The sequence below is a fragment of the Novosphingobium humi genome (assembly GCF_028607105.1).
Lineage (GTDB): Bacteria > Pseudomonadota > Alphaproteobacteria > Sphingomonadales > Sphingomonadaceae > Novosphingobium > Novosphingobium humi.
On the sequence record NZ_CP117417.1, the window covers coordinates 2,938,389 to 2,961,927 of the forward strand.

A 23,539-nucleotide genomic window follows, 5' to 3' on the forward strand; every position below is an offset into this window, starting at 1 on the left:
ATGATTGCAACGGATGATGCCAAGACCTTTGGGCAGAAAGGGTGGATGCCGCAGGCGCGGCTGATCACCGATCTGCTGGACAAGGCGGTTGAGCATCACGCCGAAAGGATCGCGCTCGACTTTCTGGGCCGCACATGGACCTATGGCGAGGTTGGGCGTCTGGCCGACCGGGCGGCGCGAGGGCTTTACGCGCTGGGCCTGCGCAAGGGGGATCGCTTTGCGCTGTGCCTGCCCAACACGCCTTATTTCGTGGTCATGTATTTTGCCGCGCTCAAAATCGGGGCGGTGATCGTCAATCTCAACCCGATGTATACCCCGCGTGAGATGGATCACCTGATCCGCGATTCCGGGGCGCGGATGATTGCCGTGCCCGATGTGGCCAGCATCTATGCCAAGGTGCGCGAGGTCGGCCCGGCGGCGGGCATTGAAAAGATCGTGATGTGTCCGCTCGCCCCTATCCTGCCCACGCTGCAATCCTTGGGCTGGCGGGTGCTCAAACGGCGCGAACATGCGCGCTATTCCGAGGATGATCTGCATATCGGCTTCTTCCGCCTGATCGAGCGCAAGGGCGATATGCCCGCCATCGAGCGCGATCCCCATGATCTGGCCGTGCTGCAATATACCGGGGGCACCACCGGCACGCCCAAGGGCGCGATGCTCAGCCATGCCAATCTGACCGCCAATTCGGCGCAGATGCTGATGCATATGGGCCATGATCCGTCCGAGCAGGAGCGCGTGCTGGGCGTGCTGCCGATGTTCCATGTCTTTGCGCTGACCACGGTCTTGAACTTTTCGGTCGAGATCGCGGCGCAAATCGTGCTGCTGGCCCGATTTGACCTGAAACAGATGCTGGGCACGATCAAGCGGACGCGGCCCACGATCATCTTTGGCGTGCCCACGATCTGGGTGGCGATGAACAATGACGTGGCGCCGGGCGAAGCGCCCGACCTGTCGCATCTCTCGGCCTGCGTTTCGGGCGGGGCGCCGCTTCCGCTGGACGTGCGTCAGGCGTTTGAAAAGCTGACGGGCGCGATCATCACCGAGGGCTATGGCCTGTCGGAGGCCAGCCCCATCATCACCTGCAACCCGATCAACGGGCGGATCAAGGCCAATAGCTGCGGCCCGGCCTTTCCGGCCACGATCATCGAGATCCGCAACCCGGAAAGTGGCGAAATCCTGCCCATCGGCGAGCGCGGCGAAGTCTGCGCGCGCGGGCCGCAGGTGATGAAGGGCTATTGGAACCGGCCGGAGGACACCGAAAAGACCTTTGTCGATGGCGCGCTGCGCACAGGCGACATCGGCTATCTCGATGATGAGGGCTATCTCTTCCTGGTCGACCGGATGAAGGATGTCATCCTGTGCGGGGGCTTTAACGTCTATCCGCGCGTGATCGAGGATGCCGCCTATCACCACCCTGCGGTCGAGGAAGCCATCGCCATCGGCATTCCCGACGCCTATCGCGGGCAAAGCCCCAAATTGTTCATCAAGCTGCACGCCGGGATGACGGCCACGCCGCAGGAATTGCTGGCCTTCCTTGGCGACTATCTCAACAAGATCGAGATCCCCAAGGAGATCGAGATCCGCGACCATCTGCCGCGCACGCTGGTGGGCAAATTGTCGAAAAAGGAACTGGTGGAGGAGGAGCGCCGCAAACGCGAGGGTCAGCCCTGATATCCTTTGGCCTTCTGGCCCCTTGCGAAAAGCGCAACATTTTGGTCGAATAGGCCGATGGGGGATAGTGAGATGGACGCGAAACAGGAGGAGACGGGGCTGGAGGACACTGGCAAAAACCGCGACCTGATGGGGATTCAGGAGGTCGCCGGGATGCTGGGCGTCACCCACCGCACCTTGCGCTTTTACGAGGACAAGGGGCTGATCGAGCCGCGGCGGGTGGGCAACACGCGCATCTATGCAAGGCGCGAGGTGGCGCGGATGCAATTGATCCTGCGCGGCAAGCGGCTGGGCTTCACCATCCGCGAGATCAGCGAGTTCCTCGACCTTTATGATGCCGACCCCGAGCATGTCGAGCAATCCAAGCTGCTGCTGCGCCGCATCCGCGAAAGGCTGAAACTGCTGGCGCGGCAAAGGGCGGCGATTGAGGAAACCGTGGCCGAATTGAAAAAGCTGGAAGCTGAAACGCTGGCCGAGATCGCGGCGGCGGGCGGGTAAAGGCTTGCTGCTCGCCGATCCCGCCCCTATCTCCTGCGCCTATATTGCAACGCAGCAGGAGCCGACCATGAGTGACACCGCCAATTGGGCCGAAAACCACATCGCCTTGGTGACGGGGGCGACCTCTGGCTTTGGCCAGGCGGTGGCGCTGCGGTTGCTGGCGGGCGGGGCGCGGGTGATCGCCACCGGGCGGCGGCGCGAGCGTTTGGCCGAACTGGCCGCAGAGGCAGGCACCGACCGCCTGCTGACCATCGAGCTGGACGTGACGGAAAAGGACTGCGGCGAGAAGCTGCTGGCCGCCCTGCCCGATGACTTTGCCGGGATCGACATCCTGTTCAACAATGCCGGCCTCGCGCTGGGTCTGGGTCCGGCGCACACGGCCGATCTGGACGAATGGGAAACCATGATCGAGACCAACATCTCCGGCGTGGTGCGCATCGCCCGCGCGGTTCTGCCCGGCATGGTGGAGCGCGGGCGCGGCCATGTCATCAATGTTTCCAGCGTGGCGGCCACCTATCCCTATCCGGGCGGCAATGTCTATGGCGGCACCAAGGCCTTTGTGCGTCAGTTCTCGCTGGGCCTGCGCGCCGATCTGCTGGGCACCCCGATCAAGGTCACATCGCTGGAGCCGGGCGCCTGCGAAACCGAATTTTCGCAGGTCCGCTTTGGCGGCGACAAGGACAAGGCCGCCGCCGTCTATGCGGGGATGAAGCCGCTCTCGGCCGATGATGTGGCCCAGACGGTCGAGGCGGTGCTGCGCCTGCCCGAACATCTCAACGTCAACACGATCGAGATCATGCCCGTGGCGCAGGCTTTCAGCCCCTTTGCCATGGCGCGCAAATAATGCGCACCACGTTTCAGGATGCTTCGGTCCGCCTCTATCATCTCGATGGCGGGCCGGAGGGCGGCGCGGCCACCACGCTGTTTTATGGCCCGCTCAGCGAAGCCATGCGCATCGCCGAGCAGCAGCCAACTGAGGTGCAGGAAGGCCTGTTCATCGCCACCGACAATGACGTGGTGGCCTTCCTCGACCTGTTCGAGGGCTATTAGGCCAGAATTGCCTTGCCCTGCGTGGTGGTCTTGGCCGCCATTTCCTCGGCGGTGGGCGGAGTGGGTATCAGCAGACCGCGCTGAACCGCAGGCCGCGCGCCAATCGCCGCCATCCAGCGCGCGATATTGGGCAGGCCATCAAGCGTGACCCCGGCCCATTCGTGCCCGCGCACCCATGGGAAGCAGGCGATGTCGGCAATCGAATAGTCGCCCACCAGATAATCGCGCCCCTCCAGCGCCGCATCCAGCACGCCCAGCAGACGGCGGCTTTCGCGCGTATAGCGCTCGATCACCGAGGGCAGCTTTTCGGGGAAATAGCGGTTGAACACCGTCGCCTGCCCCATCATCGGACCGAGGCCGGAAACCTGCCACATCACCCACTGGATCGCGCGGCTGCGCCCCTGCGCGTCGGCGGGGATGAAGCGCCCGAATTTCTCAGCCAGATAGAGCAGGATCGCGCCCGATTCAAACACGGCAAAACCATCGTCCACCAACGCAGGGATCTTGCCATTGGGGTTGATAGCCAGAAATTCGGGCGTCTTCTGCTCCTGATTGGTCAACGAAATCGGGGTGACTTTATAGGGTACGCCCAGCTCCTCGAGCAGGATCGTGACTTTCCAGCCATTGGGCGTTTCGGAGGTAAAGAGTTCGAGCATCGCGGCATCCTTATATTCTGGCCTATGTTCTGGCTTATGCGTTTGCCCGCAGCAAACACGCCCATGTCCCGGCAACAAGACCAGCGCCTGCGCTATCATTGCCGGTGACAGGATAGGGGACAGGATCGGCCGCGCCGCCATCCTGTTACTCTTGCTGATAGTATTCGTTTCCCCCTTGGCAGCGCCCAAACCTTGCCCCAAATTGACAGTAAGACATACAAACACACCCCAAAAACAAATCAGCGGGAGCGGTCCATGGCCAAGGATAACAAGATCACCTTTTTCGATCTGACCCACGAAAGCGGATGCACCACCAGCCCCTTCGTCTGGGCCACCAAATATGCGCTCAAACACAAGGGTTTTGATCTGGATGTGGTGCCGGGGGGCTTTACCGGCATTCTGGATCGCACGGGCGGGCGGTCCGAACGCCTGCCGGTGATCTGCGATGATGGCGAATATGTGCTCGATAGCTGGCTGATCGCGGAATATCTGGATGCCAAATATCCCGACCGGCCCACGCTGATCGGCGATCCTTCGGTCAAGGTGCTGACCCAGTTCCTCGAAACCTGGCTGTGGAAGACGGTGGTCGGCCCGTGGGCTCGCTGTTTTGCGGTGCAATACCGCGACCGCTGCTTTCCGCATGACATCCAGTATATCACCGAATCGCGCCTGCGCATGTGGGGCAAGCCGATGGAGGAACTGATCGTGGGGCGCGAGGATGTGTTCCCCAAGGTCTTGCCGGAAATGGAATTGCTGCGCGGCATTCTGCGCGAACACAAATGGCTGGGCGGGGAAACGCCCAATTATGCCGATTACCGCGCTCTGGCGGTGTTTCTCTGGGCCGCCAGCATTGCCGACACCCCGCCGATGACCGAGGACGACCCGCTGCGCGACTGGATCGACCGCGGTTTTGACCTTTACGGCGGCTTGGGCCGCATTCCGGGCATGAGCCCGCTGTTCGGCCTCAAACTGCGCGAGGGCGATCCCGAGCCCTTCGCCAAGGGACCCTCGCTGGTGGCGGGTCTTGTCAAGCGCAACACCGGCCCAGCCAGCACGGCGGCCGAAACCGCCCATATCACCGGCAAGGGCGAGAAAGCGCCCGCATGATGCACACATCTGGCGAGCAGGAGCCGCCCTCCGGCGTCTTGCGGATGTATCATATTCCGGGCTGCCCCTTTTCCGAAAGGGTGGAGATCCTGCTGTCACTGAAAGGGCTGGCCGAAAGGCTGGCCCATCATGACATAGACATTTCCCGCCCCCGCCCCGATTGGCTGCTGCGCAAAACGCGGGGCACCACCGCCCTGCCCGCGCTGGAGCTGGAAAATGGCGCGGTGCTCAAGGAAAGCATGGTCATCCTGCGCTATTTCGACGACCGCTTTCCCGGCGTCCGCATCGCGCGCTCCGATCCTTATGAGCATGCGGTGGAACAGATGCTCTGCGCCACCGATGGGGCCTTCACCGGGGCGGGATACCGGATGATCCTCAACCGTGACCCGGCCCAGCGCGAGGCATTGAAGGCCGACGTCGATGCGCAATATGCGCGGATCGATGCTTTCCTGCGCGATTATGCGCCGGACGGTGATTTCCTGTTCGACCGCTTCGGTTGGGCCGAGGTCGCCTTTGCCCCCATGTTCAAGCGGCTGTGGTTTCTGGAATATTATGAGGATTATGCAGTGCCGCAGAACCTCACCCGCGTATTGCGCTGGCGCGAGGCGTGCCTCAATTACCCGGCCGTGGCCGAAATCCATACCCACCGCGAATTGATGACGCTCTATTACGATTATGCCCAAGGCGGCGGCAACGGCCGCATCCCGGAAGGGCGCAAAGTCTCCAGCTTTACCCTCGATCCGCCATGGAGCGCCCGCCCCATGCCCCCCCGCGACAAATGGGGCCACGCCGCCGGCGATGCCGAGCTTGGCCTGATTCCCGCCTGATAGAAGGACGCCTCCCCATGAAGAACTATCCGCAGAATTTCATCAACGGCCAGTGGGTCGACAGCATTGGCGGCACGCCCCACACCGTCATCAACCCGGCCACGGAAGGGCCTGCCGGCCAGATCACCTTGGGCACCGCGGCGGACGTGGACGCCGCCGTTGCCGCCGCGCGCCGCGCCTTTGAAAGCTTCAGCCAGACCACCAAGGAAGAGCGCATCGCCCTGCTGGGCGCCATCATCGAGGCCTATAAGACGCGCATCGGCGATATTGCCGAGGCGATCAGCACCGAAATGGGCTGCCCGATCAGCACGTCCTCCACCGCGCAGGCAGGGTCGGGTCTGGGCCATCTGGCCAATGCGCTGGCCGCCTTGCAGGCCTATGATTTTGAGGAAAAGATCGGCGACAACAAGGTCGTGCGCGAACCCATCGGTGTCGTAGGCCTGATTACGCCGTGGAACTGGCCGATGAACCAGATCGTCGCCAAGGTCGCCCCGGCGCTGGCGGCGGGCTGCACCATCGTGCTCAAGCCCTCCGAAGAAGCCCCCACCTGCGCCGCCGTCTTTGCCGAGGTTCTGGCTGCAGCGGGCGTTCCGGCGGGCGTGTTCAATCTGGTGCAGGGCGACGGGCCGGGCGTGGGCGCGGCGATGGCCGCCCATCCCGATATCGACATGATCAGCTTTACCGGATCGACCCGCGCCGGGATCATGGTGGCCAAGGCGGCCGCCGACACCGTCAAGCGCGTGACGCAGGAACTGGGCGGGAAATCGCCCAACATCATCCTGCCCGGCACGCCGCTTGACAAGGCGCTGCCCGGTGGTTGCGGCGGCGTGCTGCTCAATTCGGGGCAGAGCTGCGTCGCGCCCACGCGCATGCTGGTCCATGTTTCCCAGCATGACGAGGCCGCCAAGCTGGCAGGCGAAATCTTCGGCGGCAAGCCCGTCGGCGATCCTCTGGCCGAGGGCGGCCATATCGGCCCGGTGGTCAACAAGGCGCAGTTCGACAAGATCCAGGGCCTGATCGCCAAGGGCATTGAAGAAGGCGCCACGCTGGTCACCGGCGGTCTGGGCCGCCCCGATGGCGTGGACAAGGGCTATTTCGTGCGTCCCACCGTCTTTGCCAATGTCACCAATGACATGGCCATCGCGCGTGAGGAAATCTTTGGCCCCGTGCTGGTCATCCTGCCGTACAAGGATCTGGATGAGGCGGTCGCCATCGCCAATGACACGCCCTATGGCCTTGGCGCCTATATCGCGGGCGATCCCGCCGTGGCGAAAACCATCGTGGGCAAGATCCGCGCGGGCTCGGTCTATGTGAACGCGGGCGGCTTGGCGATGGACATGCCCTTTGGCGGATACAAGCAATCGGGCAATGGCCGCGAATTCGGCAAATTCGGCCTTGAGGAATATCTGGAGGTCAAGTCGGTGATCGGCGCGCTTCCGGCGTGATCGGGCGGGGGCGCGGCTCGGGTCGCGCCCCCTTTCTTATGCCATCTCGGCGGCCAGACGGCGCAATTTCGCCGCGCTGGCATCATCGGCGGGGGCGAACAGGATCAGGCGCTGCCCCGGCACTTCCTCGATCGCATAGGACGTGTGGTGAAAGGCGATCTCGCCCACATCGGGCAGGGTGGCGCTGTTGACATCCTCGAAATGGCTGCGGATTTCGGCGGCCTCCCAATATTCGCGGAACAGGTCGCTTGATTGCTGCATCTCGGCGATCAGCGTTTCGAACACCTGCGGCTGGGCTGTGCGGCTGTAATCCCACTTGAAACGGGCCACCAGACGGCGGGCCATTTCCCGATAACGCTCCGGGTCGGCCCGATAGCGTTCGTTCAGCATCAGGATGCGGAACAGGTTGCGCTCTTCGCGCGGCAGCGGGGCGTAATCGCGGAAAAGCTGCGTCACCAGAGCGTTCCAGCCCACCACGGTCCAATCCTCGACGATCACCAGCGCGGGGATCGAGAGGCTGTCCATCAATTGCTGGGTCGATGGGCGCACGGCCTCATCGGCGCGGCCCGTCAGCGGCGGCGGGCGGTGCTGGGCCAGCGCAAAGAGGAACTCTCGCTCCTGCGGCTCCAGACGCAAAGCCTTGCCCAGACGCTCGATCATCGCGGCGGAAAGCTGGACCTCGCGCCCCTGCTCGAACCATGTGTACCATGTGACGCTCATGCCCGCCAAAGTGGCCACTTCCTCGCGGCGCAGGCCCCGCGTGCGGCGGCGCTCACCGGCGGGCAGGCCCACATCGGTGGGGGCCAAGCGCCCGCGCGCGGCTTTCAGAAAGCGGGTAAGTTCCTCTCTTTGCGCCATATCCTTGCCTCTTGCCCGTGTTTCTTTCCGCGCGCCTTACACTATATGGGGGGCCGCGAAAGCCTGTTCTGCCTGTTACTCTCAATAATGGCACAGACACAGGCCTGTTCAACACCTGCCAGACGGGCATAGGTCAAGAATCAGAACATTCCCCCCCCCAAGTTCCCATAGAGGAGAGGACTTTCAATGGCCGATAAGGTCTTTATCACCTGCGCCGTCACCGGTTCGCCATGGCCGCTGCCCAAGCACCCCAATTTCCCCTTCCGCCCCGAGCATGTGGCGCAGGAAGCGCTGGACGCCGCCGCCGCCGGGGCCTCGATCATCCACCTGCACGTGCGCGACCGCGAAACCGGCCATCCCAGCACCGAGCTGGAGGATTACCGCGAGGTGGTCGGCCTGATCCGCGCGAAGAACAGCGAAGTGATCCTCAACGTCACCACGGGTCCCGGCTGCACATGGATGCAGAGCGAGGAGGACCCCAGCCTGCCCGGCCCCGGCACCTTGATGTTCACGGCGGAAAAGCGGCTGGAACATATCCTCGACCTGAAACCGGATATGTGCACGCTCGACATCTGCACGATGAACCTGTGGGGCGGGGCGGCGATCAACCTCAAGCCGATGGTCACGCGGCTGGGCCATATGATTCAGGATGCGGGCGTTCTGCCGGAAATCGAGTGCTTTGAAGCGGGCGATTTCGTCTATGCCGCTGACCTCATCGCCGAGGGCGCCCTGCCCGCCCATTCGCCCTATACCTTTGTGCTGGGCACCAAATACGGCCTGCCCGCCACGCCCGAGGCGATGCAATATTCGAAAAACCAATTGCCGCGCGGCGCCACTTTCACCGGCTTTGGCATCCAGCGCCACTCCTTCCCCATGGCGGCGCAATCGGTGCTGCTGGGCGGCCATGTGCGCACCGGGTTTGAGGACAGCACCTATCTGCGTAAGGGCAAGCAGGCGGCGAACAATGCCGAGATGGTCAACTGGGCGGTCGAACTGATCGACCATCTGGGCGCGGATCTGGCAACGCCGGGCGAGGCGCGCAAGATGCTGGGCCTGAAGAACTGAACCAAACGAAATCAAAGGAGAGGATCATGGCTTACACTCCCCCCGCGCCTGCACAGAATGCAACGCCCATGGCCGACGTTCGCGGACGTACCGCCTTCATCACCGGCGGCGCCAATGGAATCGGCCTCGGCATCGCCCGCGCGCTGGTGAAGGCGGGCGCCAATGTGGTGATCGCCGATATTCGCGAAAGCGCGCTGGCCGAGGCCAAGGCTTCGCTGGCCGCCGACGATCAGGTGGAAACCGTCCAGCTTGACGTGACCGACCGCGCCGGTTTCGCCGCCGCCGCCGACAAGGCCGAGGCGCGTTTCGGCAAGATCCACATCCTGGTCGGCAATGCCGGGATCGGCGTGATGGGCCCGATCATGGATGCGCGCTATGACGATTGGGACTGGGGCATGGGGGTGAACCTTGGCGGGGTCATCAATGGCCTCGTCACCATCCTGCCGCGCATCAAGGCGCATGGCGAGGGCGGTCAGGTCGTCACCACATCGTCGCAGAGCGGGTTGATCCCGATTTCCTATTCGGCGATCTATTCGGCAGCCAAGGCGGCGATCATCGGCATCACCGAGGCCGCGCGCGGCGAACTGGCCGCGATCAACATCGGCATTTCGGCCTTCTGCCCCGGCCCGGTGCAGTCGAACATCGCCCATTCCGGCGAATTGCGCCCGGAAGACAAAAAGCAGGACACCGGATATCTGAAGCGCGAGGAAGAGCTGGAAGCCCGCCCCGTCTCGCCGCTTTGGATGAGCCAGGACGAGGTGGGCGAGCGCGTTTTGGCGGGCATTCGCCGCAACGATCTCTATATCCTGACCCACCCGGAATTCGGCCCCGGCATGCAGCGCCGCTTTGACGCGATCATGGCCAGCGTGCCGGACGAGGAGATCAACGAGGCCCGCGCCAAGGAAATCTTCTTCCTGCTCGACAATCCGATTTTCGCCGAACAATCGGCACGCTGCGCCAAGCAGCCTGCGGACGCGTAAGGGGGAAAGGCCCTCCCCGCCCGCGCGGTGGGGGCCTTTACTTCTCGCCCTGCGCCAGCCCTCGCGCGATCACCGCGCAGGCCATCAACTGGATCTGGTGAAACAGCATCAAGGGCAGGATCACCACGCCCACCTGCGCCGCCGGAAACAGGACGCCAGCAATCGGCACACCGCTGGCCAGCGACTTCTTCGAGCCGCAGAACAGCAGCACGATCCGGTCCGCCCGCTCAAACCCCAGCACCGCGCCCAGCCCCCATGTGGCGCCCAGCACCACGGCCAGCAAGACCACGCAAAGCCCTGCGATCAGCCCCAGTTCCCAAAGCGGCAGATGGCTCCACAGGCCCTCGACCACGGCGGCGGAAAAGGCGGTATAGACCACCAGCAGGATGGAGCCGCGATCAACATAGCCGATCATCGCCTTGTGGCGCGAAACGAATTTGCCGATCACCGGGCGCAATCCGTGGCCCAGCGCAAAGGGCAGCAGCAGTTGCAGCACGATCTTTTCAATCGAGCCCCACGACATGCTGGCCCCCGACCCGCCCATCAGCAGGCTGGCCAACAGCGGCGTGATGAAAATGCCCGCCAGATTGGAGAAGGAGGCCGAACAGACCGCCGCCGCCACATTGCCCCGCGCTATCGAGGTAAAGGCAATCGAGCTTTGCACCGTCGAGGGCAGGAGCGTCAGGAACAGCATCCCCGAAGCGACCAGCGCGGGCAGCCCCGGAATGGCCGCCAGCCCCAGCCCCAGCAGGGGAAACAGCGCAAAGGTCGTGCCCATCGTGGCCAGATGCAGCCGCCAATGGCCCGCGCCCGCCACAATCGCCTCGCGCGAGAGCTTGGCGCCGTGCAAAAAGAACAGCAGCACAATGGCCGCATCCGCCGCATGGTCGAACAAGGTCGCCCCCATCCCCCGCGCAGGCAGCACCGAGGCAAGGGCCACCGTGGAGAGCAGCGCCAGAATATAAGGGTCGAAGGCGGATTTGAGACGGTCAAGCATGTCTCCTGCCTAGAGATTGCCGCCGCCAAGGGCAAGATGGCGCCCCTGCCGCAGGATTGCGGCTTGCACGCGGGATCGCGCTGTCATATCGCTATGAACCATAACCAATTGGGCGCGACGATTCCCTTGCGGGATCGCCCGACAACGGGCATCAACGGTCCAATCCGCATTAACAAAGGCGGTATCGAGAGGATGGAGAAAGACTTTGGCATCTGCGCCCCTAAACCCTGTTGATCCGCGCCGGTTGCTGGCCGACAGCCCGATGGGCTGGCGCCAGATCGTGGGCATTGCCCTGTGCGCGCTGCTCAACGCCCTTGACGGGTTCGATGTGCTCTCGATCAGCTTTGCCTCGCCCGGCATCGCGGCCGAATGGCATGTCGAGCGCAAGGTGCTGGGCTATGTCCTCTCGATGGAAATCTTCGGCATGGCGGCGGGCTCGATCCTGCTGGGCCGGTTGACCGACCGGCTGGGGCGCATTCCCACAATGGTGATCTGTCTGGTCATCATGGCATCGGGCATGATCGCCGCGCCCATGGCCTGGGATGTCACCTCGCTGGCGGTGATCCGTCTGTTCACCGGGCTGGGCATCGGTGGCATGCTGGCCGCAACCAATGCGGTGGCCGCCGAATATGCCAACACCCGCTGGCGCAGCGCGGGCGTTGCGCTGATGGCGGCGGGCTATCCGCTGGGCGCGGTGGTGGGCGGCACGATTGCCAGCAAGATGCTGGTGACGGGCAATTGGCGCGATGTGTTCTATCTTGGCGCGGGGCTGGCGCTGATCCTGCTGCCTTTGGTGCCCCTGCTGATGCCAGAGCCGATCAACGCCATCCTGCACCGCCGCCCGGCCAATGCGCTGGACAAGCTCAACAAGTCGCTGCGGGCCTTTGGCCATGCGCCGGTCGATGCCCTGCCGCCGGTGGACACCTCCATTCCCAAGGCGCGCGTGGCCGATCTGTTCGGGCCGGAACTGCGCAGCGTCAGCCTGCTGCTGCTGCTCTCCTATTTCGCCCATATCCTCACCTTCTACTTCGTGCTGAAATGGGTGCCCAAGATTGTCGTCGATATGGGCTTTCCGGCCTCGGCGGCGGGCGGGGTGCTGGTCTGGGCCAATGTCGGCGGATTGATCGGGGCCATTCTGTTCTCGCTCTCGGCGCTGCGGCTGCCGCTGCGTCCGACGCTGATGGTGATGATGGTGGCCTCGACGGTGCTGGTCGTGCTGTTCGGCCAGTCACCGGCTGATCTCTCGCGTCTCTCGATGGCGGCAGCGGCGGTGTCCTTCTGCACCAACAGCGTGATCGTGGGTTTCTATGCGCTGATCGCCCAGAGCTTTCCCACCCCGCTGCGCGGCACGGGCACAGGCTTTGTGATCGGCGTGGGGCGTCTGGGCGCGGCCACCGGGCCGATTGTCGCAGGCTATCTGTTCGAGGCCAAGCTGGGGCTGCCGGTGGTGGCGCTGGCCATGTCGGGCGGTTCGCTGGTGGCGGCCGCCGCCTTGCTGGTCATGCCGCATCGCGAAAACGCCGCGCACTGATTTTCAAGCCCGTTCGATCCTGCTAGGGGCGGCGCTATGACCGCCCCTATCGAACCGTTCCGCGCCATGGCCATCGGCCAACTGGCCCACAAGCTGGCAGCCGAAGGGCGCAGCGTGATCCATATGGAATATGGCCAGCCATCGACCAGCGCGCCCGCCGCCGCGCTGGCCAAGGCGCATCAGGTGCTGGACACCGAGGCGCAGGGCTATTGGGAAAGCGCCCCCCTGAAGGAGCGCATCGCCCGCCATTATGCCGAAACACAGGGCGTGACCATCCGCCCCGATCAGGTGATCCTGACCTGCGGCGCCTCGCCCGCCCTGCTGCTGGCCCTGTCCAGCGCCTTTGCACCGGGCGCGCGGATCGTCTGCGCCCGGCCCGGCTATGTCGCCTATCGCAACACCTTGCGCGCGCTGCATATGGAAGCGCTGGAAATCCCCTGCGGCGCGGCGGAGCGCTATCAGATCACGGCGGCGGCCTTGGAAGCCATCCACCCCGCCCCCGACGGCGTCATCATCGCCAGCCCCGCCAACCCCACCGGCACGATCATCGCGCCTGATGAACTGGCCGCGATTGCTGCGGTCTGTGCGCGGCGCGGCATTCGCATCATCTCGGACGAGATCTATCACGGCCTGTCCTATACCGGGCCTTGCGTCTCGGCGCTGGTCCATGCGCCCGATGCCCTCATCGTCAACAGTTTCTCGAAATATTTCTCGATGCCGGGCTGGCGTCTGGGCTGGCTGGTGGCGCCCGACGATCTGGTCGACGCTGCCTATGCGCGGATGAGCAATCTGATGCTGACGCCCCCGGTTTTGGCGCAGCACGCGGGCCTGATCGCGTTTGATTGCGACGAGGAACTGCAGGGTCATATCGCCACCTATGCCGCCAACCGCGAGGCGATGCTGGCCGCTCTCCCCGCACTCGGTCTGGGCCGGATCGCGCCGCCCGACGGGGCCTTTTACATCTGGGCGGACATTGGTCATCTGACCAATGACTCGATGGAATTCTGCACCCGTCTCTTGCAGGAAACCGGGGTGGCCTGCGCGCCGGGGGTGGATTTCGATCCGGTCGACGGCCATCGCTTCATGCGCTTCAGCTTTGCCGTTTCAACGCCTTTGGTGAACGATGCCATCGAGCGGATGATTCCCTGGTTTGCCCGGCAGGGTGCCTTGTCTGCTTGAAAAATCGCCTCCGCGATTTTTCCCGGCATCAGCCCTCTCCCCCGGCCCTGCCACCCATAAAGTATGCCCTGTAGGGCAGCAGGGCCGGGCGAGAGGACTTGCGCCGCGATTCCGGCCCAAAGTGCAATTCACCCGCCCCGCCCCATCGTGGCATGGCTTGGTATCCCCCCAAGAATGAGGATGCCATGATGAAGTCCATTTCCATGATTGCGGCGCTGGGCGGTATCGCGCTTTCGGCCACGCTGTCTGCCACCACGGCCTTTGCGGCCCCCGCGCCCACGCCCGCCACTTTCACCTCGCGCTGCGCCGTATGCCACAATGCGGAAAAGGGCGGCGCGGACAAGGTCGGCCCCGACCTGTTCGGCGTCTATGGCCGCAAGGCCGCCACGGGCAAGCACAATTACACCGAAGCGCTCAAGAAGGCGAACCTCAAGTGGGATGACACCAATCTGGACAAGTGGATCGCAGGCCCCATGCAGATGGTGCCCGGCACCGCCATGGCCTTCCCCGGCATCAAGGATGCGGCCAAGCGCGCCGAACTGATCGCCTGGCTCAAGACGTTGAAATAAGACTGCGGGATAGGCCCGAAAGGGCATGCAAGAGGGCGGGAGGGGTTGGGCCTTTCCGCCCTTTTTCGTGCCCCCTTTTCACGCCCAAATGCTGCGCACAAAAAAGGGCGCGCGAGCCTTCCCTCGCGCGCCCGATCTTCCTTGGGAGTTATGCTTCCGTCAGAAGAAGAGAATGCCGCCCAGAGCCACCGCATCGCTGGTGGCCGAATTGCCGTTATGCGCCTTGGCGTTCGAGTTGATATATTCGCCGATCAGCGTCACCCAGCTGTTCAGACCATAGCGCAGTTGCCCCACGGCGCTGCTGTTCACGCGCACCAGCGTCGGGTTGGCGGCGCGGTCGGCGGCGTCGGTATAGTTGAGATAGCTGGCGCCATAGCTGCCCGCGAGGGTGAACTTGCCCTGCGTCAGCGCGGCCTGCACGTAATAGCCTTCGCTGCTGCGCGGCTTGCCCGCAGCATCGGTGTCGAACAGGTTCAGCACCGTCGTGCCCAGACCCTTGGCGGTGTAATAGGTGCCCACCAGAGTGACCGGACCATAGGTCGTGCGTGCGCCCACATCGAGGCCCTGCCCGGTATAGCTGCCGCCGGCCACGAACTTGTGCTCCTGCGTGATGCCCGATGCCCACAGGTGGAGCTTGACCGCATCGAAGGCGCCGTCATAGGTCACCTTGCCCTGGAAACCGGGGCTGGAATTGTTCTGCGCGCCCGCCGTCAGCGAATTGAGCGGCTGGAACACGCCCACCGAGGCCTGCAGACCGCCCATGCTGGGGGTCGTATAGGTCATCTGGGGCTGGAAATCGGTGTAGATATAGCCGGTGCCGATGCGACCCAGCGTGGTGTTGGCGGGCGCCGCATTGCCGCCGGTCGGGCCGGAAGAAAGCAGCGTGATGTCATTGAGGATCGCTTCGGAACCAAACAGACCGATGGCGCGGCCGATCTTCAGTTCACCAAAACCCTTGCGGCCGATGGTCAGATAGGTTTCGCGAAAGTCGATGCCCGCAGTCGCCAGAGCGGTCGGCTGACCGCCGTTGTTGGCCCCCAGCGCGCCCCATGCCGCGCTGTTGATGCCCGGATACATGCCGAAATGCGCGCCCACATCCCATCCGTTCTGGGTCGTGGTGGCGTCCACCTTCAGGAAGCCGGGAAGCAGGCCATTGCGCACCGCGCTGGTGTTGCCACCCACGCTGGCGATGCCGCCCGTGACGGTCGTGTTGGCGCCGGGCTTGGCCGCATTGTCATAGACATAGAAGCCGTTGACCGAGCCGGAAAACTTGATCGTGGCCGGGCCGACCTGAAGGCCGATGCCGCTGTCAGTGGCGCGCACGAATTTGGCGGTGTCCCCAGCCACCACCGGAGCTGACGCAGCAGGCGCAGGCGCGTCGGCCGCATCCTCTTTCAGCAATTCGTTATATTCCGCGTCCGAGAGGATGCCCTTGTCATGCAGACGCTTGAGCAATGCCTGCGAATTGCCGGCATAGGCCGGGGCCGAAACACCCATCATGGCCACGGCACTCGCGGTGCCGAGCAGAACTTTCCAGAGCATGATACTCTCCCTTGTCGATCCACTTTATCTGCTGTGGTGAGGGGAGAATGCGGCTCGAAAGGGCCTTCTTGAAATTGGACTTTCGGGTCTGATACTTTGGGAGAACGCACTTGTCCCTAGGTATCAGACCCGTAGGGCATCAGGGCGCGATCGCCACGCCCCACGGCCCGGCGCCCGCCGGAATCGTGGCGGTGACGGTGCGGGTGTTCAGGTCCACGATGCTGACATCATCGCTGATGCCGTTGGCCACGATGGCGCGGCCGCCATCGGGCGTGATCGCCAGATGCCATGGCCGCTGGCCCACCTTGATATAGGCCTCGACCGCATGGCTGGCGACATCGACGATGGCAATATGGTTGGCCCGGCCCAGCGCGACAATTGCCTTGCGCCCATCGGGGGTGAAACGGATGCCGCAGGGCATGACGCGAATCGGTGGGACGCCGGGCGGGGCAAAGGTGATGGTCGCGGTGATCGCGCGGGTGGCCGGATCGGCGATTTGAACCACGCCGCCCATTTCCGCCGCGATCCACAATGCGCGCCCATCGGCGGTGAATTCGACATGGCGCGGGCGGGCCGCCGTCGCGGTCGTGTCCACCACCTGATGGGTGGCCGCGTCAATCCACGAGATCAGCTTGCCATCCTCGCTGGTGACGACGATCACCTTGCCGTCGGGGCTTTGGGTGATGCCTTCCGGCTCTTTGCCCACCGGCACCTGCCACGCCACGGCGCGCGAAGAAAGGTCGATGGCCGTTACCGCCGCATCGTCCTCATTGCTGACAAACAACAGTTTTCCATCGCGCGAGGGGTAGAATTGCTCCGGGTCCTGACCCGATGGCAGATGGGCGACCAAGGCGCCGCCAGCCCGGTCGCGCAGCTCGACCGTATTGTCCAGCCCGCTGGCCACCAGCAGCCGCGCGCCATCGCGCGTCAGAGCAATGCCGCGCGGGCGCTGGCCCACTTTCCATGTCGCCACCACCTTTCCAGCGGCCAGATCGATCACGCTGACCGAGTTGCCTCTTTCGTTGGAAACATAGGCAGTTTGAGCCAGGGCCGCAGCGGGGATCAGCGTATTGCCCAAAATGGCAATAAGCAGGGCGGGAATCGCGTATTTCTGCGCAGTTTGCTTTGTCATGATGGCAGCATATCCCCCCGTATCAGACCATGAATAGCACCAAGGTCCAATACAGACCTGATCGTGGGGATCATAAACTCGCATCACGGAAATCAAAAGACGCGGGCCCGGCACCTCGGCACCGCCTTGTGGTGAGAAAGAAGAGAGGAAGATCTGATCATGTCCGGATTTTTCACGCGCATGACGCGCGCCCAGACGATGCTTGCCGCCGCCACGCTGCTGGCCGTCACCAGTGTGGGCACGCGCCTTGCCGCTCATGGCGACGTTACGCCCCAGCCGGTCGACACCAGCGCCTTGCCCGATATCGGCGACAAGTGGGTGACGCATAATCCCTATCGCGGCAATGCCAAGGCCGCCGAAATCGGCAAATCGGCCTTTGGCCAGAACTGCGCGCGCTGCCATGGTCTGGATGCGATTTCGGGCGGGATCGCGCCGGATCTGCGCTACCTTGAACTGGGCGATTCGGGCGACGAATGGTTCGTTCAGCGTTTCCAGCATGGGTCGAGCCGCGATGGCAAAGTGTACATGCCCCCCTTTGGCGAAGCGCTGGGCCAAAAGGCCGGTTGGGCGATCCGCAGCTGGCTGGAAACGCGCCACACCGATGACTGATTTTTTGACGATTGATATTAAAAAATAAATACGGGAAGAGGGCGGCATATGGGCAAGCAGGCAACCGGCATCGGGCGCAGGGCGTTTCTGGCGGGAGGGCTTGCTGCATTGGCCGCCCCCCTGCCGCTGTCGGCCGCGCCTTTGGCCAAGGTGCGCGAATTGGGCGTGCTGCGGGTGGCGGTGTACAAGCACAACCGCCCTTGGTCCTGGGCAGAACCGGACAACAGCACCAACCTGCGCGGGATCGATGTCGATCTGGCCGGGGCGATTGCCAGGACGCTGGGGGTAAAGCTCGATATTGAGGAGTTTACCGCAGGCGATGACATGGCCACCGACCTGCGCAATGCGGTGTGGCGCGGGGGCCTGCTGGGTTTCAAACCGGCCGATATCATGATGCATGTGCCGTTTGATCGGCAATTGATGGTCGAAAACGACCAATGCGCGATTCTGGCCCCCTATTACCGCGAGAGTTTCGCCGCCGCCTGCGGGCCGGAACAGAGCGACTGCGAAGTGCCCGCCCCGCAATATCGCGGGCGGCGCATGGCCGCGGCCATCGCCACCATTCCCGACATCTATCTGCTCTCCAGCTTTGGCGGCACGCTGCGATCGAGCGTCACGCATTTCAACACCGGCCATGACGCGGTTCTGGCGCTGGGCACGGGACAGGCCGATGTCGCCGTGGCGACGAAAGCCGAGGTCGAGTCCGCGATATTCGACATGAAAAACCCCGCCATCAAAGCGCGCAAACGCGCGCTCGAGGCGATGATGTCGCCGGGATGGGACATCGGCATGGCGGTCAAGGAGAACAGCCGTTCGCTGGGCGACACGGTCGAGGGAATCATCGGCAAAATGAGCGCCGATGGTCAGATGAAGGCGATTTTCGCCACCTATGGCGTCGAATGGCGCCCCGCCCTTTCGGCCTGATACATAAGAGGGATCGCAAAGGATTTCTGAGCTTGGCCTAAGGTCCAATTGCTGCGCAGCAGGGGGCCGATAGGCTGGAGACCACGGGGGAGAAGCGCGCGACGGGCGCGGCAGCCAAGACCCGAAAGCCGACAATTAATGACAACAGGAGAGTCGAGATGAAGGGCAGAATTTCGCGCTATGTCGCGTCCTTTGCAGCATTGGGCATTGCCGCAGCCACGCCGCTGATGGCCGCAGGCCCCACCAGCCAGGATCTTTTGAACGACGCGGCCACGCCCGGCGACGTTCTGACCAACGGTCTTGGACCACAGGGCCAGCGCTTCAGCTCGCTCGCCAAGCTCAATGCCGACAACGTCAAGAAGCTGGTGCCTGCCTTTGTCGCCTCGCTTGGCGATGAAAAGCAGCGCGGGCAGGAATCGCAGCCGCTGGTCTATGACGGCACGATCTATGTCACCGGTTCCTATTCGCGGGTTTTCGCCTTTGACGCGCATACCGGCGAAAAGAAGTGGGAATATTCGGCCCGCCTGCCCGATGGCATCATGCCCTGCTGCGACGTGGTCAACCGCGGCGCGGCCATCCATGGCGACAAGATCATCTTCGCCACGCTCGATGCCCACCTGATCGCGCTCAACCGCCACACCGGCAAGGTGATCTGGAACAAGACCACCTCGGATTATCAGGCCGGCTATTCGGCGACCGCCGCGCCGCTGATCGTCAAGGACATGGTGATCACCGGCAATTCGGGCGGTGAATTCGGCATCATCGGCGAAGTGCAGGCGCGCAATGTCGACACCGGCGAACTGATCTGGAGCCGTCCGACCATCGAAGGCCACATGGGCACGCTCAACGGCCAGCCCAACGGCATGACCGGCAAGCTTAACGCCACATGGCCCGGCGACATGTACAAGACGGGCGGCGGCGCCACCTGGCTGGGCGGCACCTATGACCCGGAAACCAACCTGCTGTTTTTCGGCACCGGCAACCCCGGCCCCTGGAACAGCCACCTGCGTCCCGGCGACAACCTCTACACCTCCTCGACGCTGGCGATCGACCCCGACACGGGCGTGATCAAGTGGCACTATCAGACCACGCCGCATGACGGCTGGGACTTTGACGGTGTGAACGAATTCATCCCCTTTGACACCACGATCAACGGCAAGGCGATGAAGCTGGGCGCCAAGGCCGACCGCAACGGCTATTTCTATGTGATCGACCGCACCAACGGCAAGCTGATCAATGCCAGCAAGTTCGTGATGCAGACCACATGGGCCGACGGCATCAACCTCAAGACCGGCCGCCCCAACTATACCGCCGATGGCCGCCCCGGCGCCCCCAACGGCACCGAAAAGGGCAAGGTCGTGTTCTCCTCGCCCTCCTTCCTTGGCGGCAAGAACTGGATGCCGATGGCCTATTCCAAGGACACCGGCCTGTTCTATGTGCCGTCCAACGACTGGGGCATGGACATCTGGAACGAACCCATCGCCTATAAGAAGGGTTCGGCCTATCTGGGCGCGGGCTTCACCATCAAGCCGATTGCCGAGGACCACATCGGCGCCCTGCGCGCGATGGACCCCAAGACCGGCAAGATCGTCTGGGAATACAAGAACAAGGCTCCGCTGTGGGGCGGCGTTCTGACCACGGCGGGCAACCTGGTGTTCACCGGCACGCCTGAAGGTTACCTCAAGGCCTTCAACGCCAAGACGGGCGAGGAACTGTGGAAGTTCCAGACCGGCTCGGGCGTGGTCGGCTCGCCCATCACCTGGGAACAGGACGGCGAGCAATATGTGGCGGTGATGTCGGGCTGGGGCGGCGCGGTGCCGCTGTGGGGCGGCGAGGTCGCCAAGACCTTCAAGGAAATCAGCCAGGGCGGTTCGCTCTGGGTGTTCAAGCTGCCCAAGGACTGATGAGAGGTGCGGCGCGGGACCACAAAATCCCGCGCCGCTCATCTTTGGAATTGACGCCGATGTACCATCAGAGAGATATGCTGATCAGTATGGCAACGCCCGACAGCATCCTGATCGTTGATGACCACGCGCTGGTGCGCGATGGCATGCGGACCCTCCTTGAAGGATGCTTTGCCCAGTGCAGCATTCTGGAGGCCGCCAATTATGCCGAGGCGCGCGAGGCGCTGGCCGGTCATGCCGATGTCGATCTGGTGCTGCTCGATCTCAATATCCCCGATGCGAAGCGCTTTTCCGCCCTGCAGGGCCTGCGCGAGGAACATCCCGCCGTGCCGGTGGTGATGGTGTCGGGCACGCTGGACGGTTCGGCGGTGCGCGAGGCGCTTTCGGCGGGGGCCGCCGGGTTCATCCCCAAAAGCCTGAAACGCGATCAGATCGTCGAGGCGCTGCGTCAGGTGCTGGCCGGCGAGATCTATGTCCCCGATTTCGACTTTGCCGAGGAAGCGGCCACCGGCGAGGAAACCGCGATCCGCCAAAAGATCGCCACGCTGACGCCCCAACAGAAGGTTGTGCTGGGCCTGCTCGTCTCGGGCCGGCTGAACAAGCAGATCGCCTATGAACTCGACGTCTCGATGACGACGGTGAAGGCGCATGTCTCGGCCATCCTGCAAAAACTGAATGTGTTCAGCCGCACGCAGGCGGTGATTCTGGCCAATCGGGTCAATTTTCCGGGCTGATCGCTCCGGGGCCGCCGAAAGCTTCGGTTCGCCCCCGTTACGCCCCATTCCCCAGCATATTGCGCATCAATGCCCGCAATTGCGCCGGCTTGACCGGCTTGTTCAGCATCGGCACCCGCGCCTGAGCCAGCGTGGCTTTCACCTCGTCGCTACGGTCGGCGGTGATGACCAGAGCTGGAACCTCGCGCCCAGCCGCCTTGCGCACAATCGCAATCGCCTCGTCCCCGCGCAAGGCATCGTCGAGGTGATAATCGGCAATGATCATGTCGATCCCCTGTGCAATGGCCTCGGCGGCTTCCTCATCCAGCGGGCCGGTGGCGGTGGCCACATGATGGCCCCAATTGCGCAGCAGCGCGGCCATGCCCGCCAGAATCGCCGGATCATTGTCGATCACCAGCAGGCTCTGGGTGCCGGTTACGCCGGGGCGCATCGGGCGCGAGGCATCGCCGCCCTTGTCGCTGCGCGCCTCGGCCAGAGGGACCAGCACGGAAAAGGCGCTGCCCTGCCCCGGCGTTGATTCCACATCGAGACGATGGCCCAGCATCGTGGCCGCGCGCCGCACGATGGCCAGACCCAGCCCCTTGCCGGGAATGCGCTGGGTCGATTCCAGACGGCGGAATTCCTCGAAAATCGCTTCCTGATGCTCAGGCGCGATGCCCGGCCCGGTGTCGCGCACGGTGATGCGCGCGCCACCCTCCTGCGCGGCAATGGTGATGCTGACGCAGCCCTGCGCGGTGTAGCGGATCGCGTTGGAGAGGAAATTCTGCAAAATGCGGCGCAGCAAACGGATATCCGAGCGCACCCAGACATCGGTGACCGGAATGTCGAGCGAGAGCCCCTCGGCCCGCGCCACGGCGGCAAATTCGATGCGCAGCGCGGCCAGCATCGGCTCCAACTCAATCGCGCTCCACGCAGGCGTTATGGCGCCCGCATCCAGCCGTGAGATCTCGAACAAAGCCTCGAGCAGATCCTCGACCGAATCGAGCGCCACCCCGGTCTGGCGCACCAGCGCGCGGCTGGGCGCGGCAAGGCGCCGTTCGGCCAGCGCCGAGACAAACAGCCGCGCCGCGTTCAAAGGTTGCAGCAGATCGTGGCTGGCCGCGGCCAGAAAGCGGGTCTTGTCGCGATTGGCATGTTCGGCTGCGGTCTTGGCCGCACGCAATTGCCCTTCCACCTCGCGGCGCTCGGCAATCTCGGCCTGCAATGCAGTGGTGCGCTCGGCAACGCGGCGCTCCAGCATCTCGGCCGCCTCGCGCAGGGCATTGCGGTCCTGTACTCGCTCGGTAATGTCGTCAAAGCTGAAGGCCATGCCGCCGCCCGGCGTCAGGGGCGTTGAGCGGATGATGAAATGCCGCCCGCCCAGCACGCAGGGCGTCTCGACCTGCTCGCCCGTTTCGCGCCATTCCAGCGCCGATGTGCAATCAATCCCCAGCCGGTCGCGGCAATAGGAGAGCAGGCCCGCATGGGTTTCCAGACGCTTGCTGCCCCGCGCGTCCAGCCCAAGCAGGCGCACCATGCCCTGATTGCGCACCAACAGGCGGCGATCCAGCCCATAATGGCACACGCCCTCGGACAAAGTATCGAGCGTGGCCTGAAGCACGAGGTTGCGCTCGGCCAGTTCGCGGGCGCGTTCGCGCGCATCCTCGGCCTTCACCTCGGTCACATCGGTATAGATGCCGACGCGCCCGCCTTCCGATGTTTTCAACTCGTTGATCTGAACCCAGCGCCCATCGGCCAGCGCCTGAACATGCACCCGGTCGGCCTTGGCATGTTGCGAAAGCCGGTCGGCCAGCCAGCGTTCGCGCGACACCAGCGATCCGACCGGCAGCCCGCTTTGCGCCGCCATTTCGGCGATCTCGCCAAAGGTCACCGAGGAGAGATCACGCCCGCGCAGCGCCGGCCAGAAACCCAGATAGGCCTCATTATGCAGCAGCAGACGGTCATCGGCATCGAACAGCGCAAAGCCGTCGGGCAAAGATTCGATCGCGTCGCGCAGCCGCACCCGCGCCGCATCGGCATCGCGGTGGGCCTCGGCCATTTCGGCATTGGCCTCGTTCAACCGCGACAGCGCCTGCTCCAGCGCGGCGGTGCGGTCGCGCACCATGGCCTCGAGCGCAATGGCCGCCTCGAACATCGAGAAAGCGCCGCCCTGCACATCGCTCGACCGCTCAACCCGGTCGATCAGCGCCTCGTTGATCTTTTCAAGCTGGCGGATGCGTTCCACCAATGCCCCGGCATCTGGCCGGTCCGCCTCGGCCATC

General features: G+C 63.9%; 22 protein-coding genes. 16 read left to right on the forward strand and 6 right to left on the reverse strand.

Annotated elements, in window-relative coordinates:
• The 4 genes from PQ457_RS13835 to PQ457_RS13850 all read left to right on the forward strand — a co-directional run bounded on the left by PQ457_RS13835 (position 1) and on the right by PQ457_RS13850 (position 3,219).
• Positions 1-1,671, forward strand: a complete 1,671-nt coding sequence (locus tag PQ457_RS13835) for a long-chain-fatty-acid--CoA ligase (RefSeq protein ID WP_273617386.1) — start codon at positions 1-3, stop codon at positions 1,669-1,671.
• 72 nt (positions 1,672-1,743) lie between these two features.
• Positions 1,744-2,169 (forward strand): MerR family transcriptional regulator, encoded by a 426-nt coding sequence (locus PQ457_RS13840; RefSeq protein ID WP_273619336.1) that lies wholly within the window; start codon positions 1,744-1,746, stop codon positions 2,167-2,169.
• Between the two features lie 67 nt (positions 2,170-2,236).
• A complete protein-coding gene (locus PQ457_RS13845) occupies positions 2,237-3,013 on the forward strand; it encodes an SDR family NAD(P)-dependent oxidoreductase (protein WP_273617387.1) in 777 nt (258 codons plus the stop codon).
• Complete coding sequence (locus PQ457_RS13850) at positions 3,013-3,219, forward strand: hypothetical protein (protein ID WP_273617388.1); 207 nt, start codon at positions 3,013-3,015, stop codon at positions 3,217-3,219. The genes PQ457_RS13845 and PQ457_RS13850 overlap by 1 nt, the downstream gene beginning before the upstream one ends.
• On the opposite strand, the gene PQ457_RS13855 is transcribed toward PQ457_RS13850, so the two are convergent.
• The gene (locus PQ457_RS13855) at positions 3,216-3,875 is read right to left on the reverse strand and encodes a glutathione S-transferase family protein (protein ID WP_273617389.1); all 660 of its coding nucleotides are present in this window, start codon (positions 3,873-3,875) and stop codon (positions 3,216-3,218) included. The two genes, PQ457_RS13850 and PQ457_RS13855, sit on opposite strands and share 4 nt — an antisense overlap.
• A gap of 255 nt (positions 3,876-4,130) precedes the next feature.
• Here PQ457_RS13855 and PQ457_RS13860 point away from each other — a divergent pair, with 255 nt between their 5' ends.
• From PQ457_RS13860 to PQ457_RS13870, 3 genes are read left to right on the forward strand one after another with little or no spacing between them, the layout of a single operon-like run.
• Positions 4,131-4,982, forward strand: coding sequence for a beta-etherase (locus PQ457_RS13860; RefSeq protein ID WP_273617390.1), 852 nt, complete (start codon positions 4,131-4,133; stop codon positions 4,980-4,982).
• Positions 4,979-5,809, forward strand: coding sequence for a glutathione S-transferase family protein (locus PQ457_RS13865; RefSeq protein ID WP_273617391.1), 831 nt, complete (start codon positions 4,979-4,981; stop codon positions 5,807-5,809). The genes PQ457_RS13860 and PQ457_RS13865 overlap by 4 nt, the downstream gene beginning before the upstream one ends.
• A gap of 17 nt (positions 5,810-5,826) precedes the next feature.
• Positions 5,827-7,254, forward strand: a complete 1,428-nt coding sequence (locus PQ457_RS13870) for an aldehyde dehydrogenase family protein (protein WP_273617392.1) — start codon at positions 5,827-5,829, stop codon at positions 7,252-7,254.
• Between the two features lie 36 nt (positions 7,255-7,290).
• Here the strand turns inward: PQ457_RS13870 and PQ457_RS13875 are convergent, their stop codons facing one another.
• Entirely contained in the window at positions 7,291-8,112 is an 822-nt protein-coding gene (locus PQ457_RS13875) for a helix-turn-helix transcriptional regulator (protein ID WP_273617393.1), read from the reverse strand.
• A gap of 186 nt (positions 8,113-8,298) precedes the next feature.
• On the opposite strand from PQ457_RS13875, the gene PQ457_RS13880 reads away from it, so the two are divergent.
• On the forward strand, positions 8,299-9,177 hold the full coding sequence (locus PQ457_RS13880) for a beta-keto acid cleavage family enzyme (RefSeq protein ID WP_273617394.1): 879 nt from the start codon (positions 8,299-8,301) through the stop codon (positions 9,175-9,177).
• A 26-nt stretch (positions 9,178-9,203) separates the two neighbouring features.
• Positions 9,204-10,157, forward strand: coding sequence for an SDR family oxidoreductase (locus PQ457_RS13885; RefSeq protein WP_273617395.1), 954 nt, complete (start codon positions 9,204-9,206; stop codon positions 10,155-10,157).
• A 37-nt stretch (positions 10,158-10,194) separates the two neighbouring features.
• On the opposite strand, the gene PQ457_RS13890 is transcribed toward PQ457_RS13885, so the two are convergent.
• Positions 10,195-11,154, reverse strand: coding sequence for a bile acid:sodium symporter family protein (locus PQ457_RS13890; RefSeq protein ID WP_273617396.1), 960 nt, complete (start codon positions 11,152-11,154; stop codon positions 10,195-10,197).
• 262 nt (positions 11,155-11,416) lie between these two features.
• On the opposite strand from PQ457_RS13890, the gene PQ457_RS13895 reads away from it, so the two are divergent.
• The 3 genes from PQ457_RS13895 to PQ457_RS13905 all read left to right on the forward strand — a co-directional run bounded on the left by PQ457_RS13895 (position 11,417) and on the right by PQ457_RS13905 (position 14,433).
• Positions 11,417-12,685, forward strand: coding sequence for an MFS transporter (locus tag PQ457_RS13895; RefSeq protein ID WP_273619337.1), 1,269 nt, complete (start codon positions 11,417-11,419; stop codon positions 12,683-12,685).
• Positions 12,686-12,721: 36 nt separating this feature from the next.
• The gene (locus tag PQ457_RS13900) at positions 12,722-13,864 is read left to right on the forward strand and encodes a pyridoxal phosphate-dependent aminotransferase (RefSeq protein ID WP_273617397.1); all 1,143 of its coding nucleotides are present in this window, start codon (positions 12,722-12,724) and stop codon (positions 13,862-13,864) included.
• 185 nt (positions 13,865-14,049) lie between these two features.
• The gene (locus PQ457_RS13905; RefSeq protein ID WP_273617398.1) at positions 14,050-14,433 is read left to right on the forward strand and encodes a c-type cytochrome; all 384 of its coding nucleotides are present in this window, start codon (positions 14,050-14,052) and stop codon (positions 14,431-14,433) included.
• Positions 14,434-14,592: 159 nt separating this feature from the next.
• On the opposite strand, the gene PQ457_RS13910 is transcribed toward PQ457_RS13905, so the two are convergent.
• Together PQ457_RS13910 and PQ457_RS13915 are read right to left on the reverse strand one after the other, a co-directional pair.
• Positions 14,593-15,975: a porin gene (locus tag PQ457_RS13910; protein ID WP_273617399.1), complete on the reverse strand. Its 1,383-nt coding sequence runs from the start codon at positions 15,973-15,975 to the stop codon at positions 14,593-14,595.
• A gap of 139 nt (positions 15,976-16,114) precedes the next feature.
• Positions 16,115-17,107: a PQQ-dependent catabolism-associated beta-propeller protein gene (locus PQ457_RS13915; protein ID WP_273617400.1), complete on the reverse strand. Its 993-nt coding sequence runs from the start codon at positions 17,105-17,107 to the stop codon at positions 16,115-16,117.
• A 198-nt stretch (positions 17,108-17,305) separates the two neighbouring features.
• Between PQ457_RS13915 and pedF the strand changes: the two genes are divergently transcribed.
• The 4 genes from pedF to PQ457_RS13935 all read left to right on the forward strand — a co-directional run bounded on the left by pedF (position 17,306) and on the right by PQ457_RS13935 (position 21,278).
• Positions 17,306-17,716 (forward strand): cytochrome c-550 PedF, encoded by a 411-nt coding sequence (gene pedF, locus PQ457_RS13920; protein WP_273619338.1) that lies wholly within the window; start codon positions 17,306-17,308, stop codon positions 17,714-17,716.
• A gap of 48 nt (positions 17,717-17,764) precedes the next feature.
• A complete protein-coding gene (locus PQ457_RS13925; RefSeq protein ID WP_273617401.1) occupies positions 17,765-18,640 on the forward strand; it encodes a substrate-binding periplasmic protein in 876 nt (291 codons plus the stop codon).
• A 158-nt stretch (positions 18,641-18,798) separates the two neighbouring features.
• Positions 18,799-20,544: a methanol/ethanol family PQQ-dependent dehydrogenase gene (locus tag PQ457_RS13930; RefSeq protein ID WP_273617402.1), complete on the forward strand. Its 1,746-nt coding sequence runs from the start codon at positions 18,799-18,801 to the stop codon at positions 20,542-20,544.
• Between the two features lie 77 nt (positions 20,545-20,621).
• Entirely contained in the window at positions 20,622-21,278 is a 657-nt protein-coding gene (locus tag PQ457_RS13935) for a response regulator (protein WP_273617403.1), read from the forward strand.
• A gap of 37 nt (positions 21,279-21,315) precedes the next feature.
• Here the strand turns inward: PQ457_RS13935 and PQ457_RS13940 are convergent, their stop codons facing one another.
• Positions 21,316-23,538, reverse strand: coding sequence for a hybrid sensor histidine kinase/response regulator (locus PQ457_RS13940; RefSeq protein ID WP_273617404.1), 2,223 nt, complete (start codon positions 23,536-23,538; stop codon positions 21,316-21,318).
• Position 23,539: the final 1 nt, after the last annotated feature.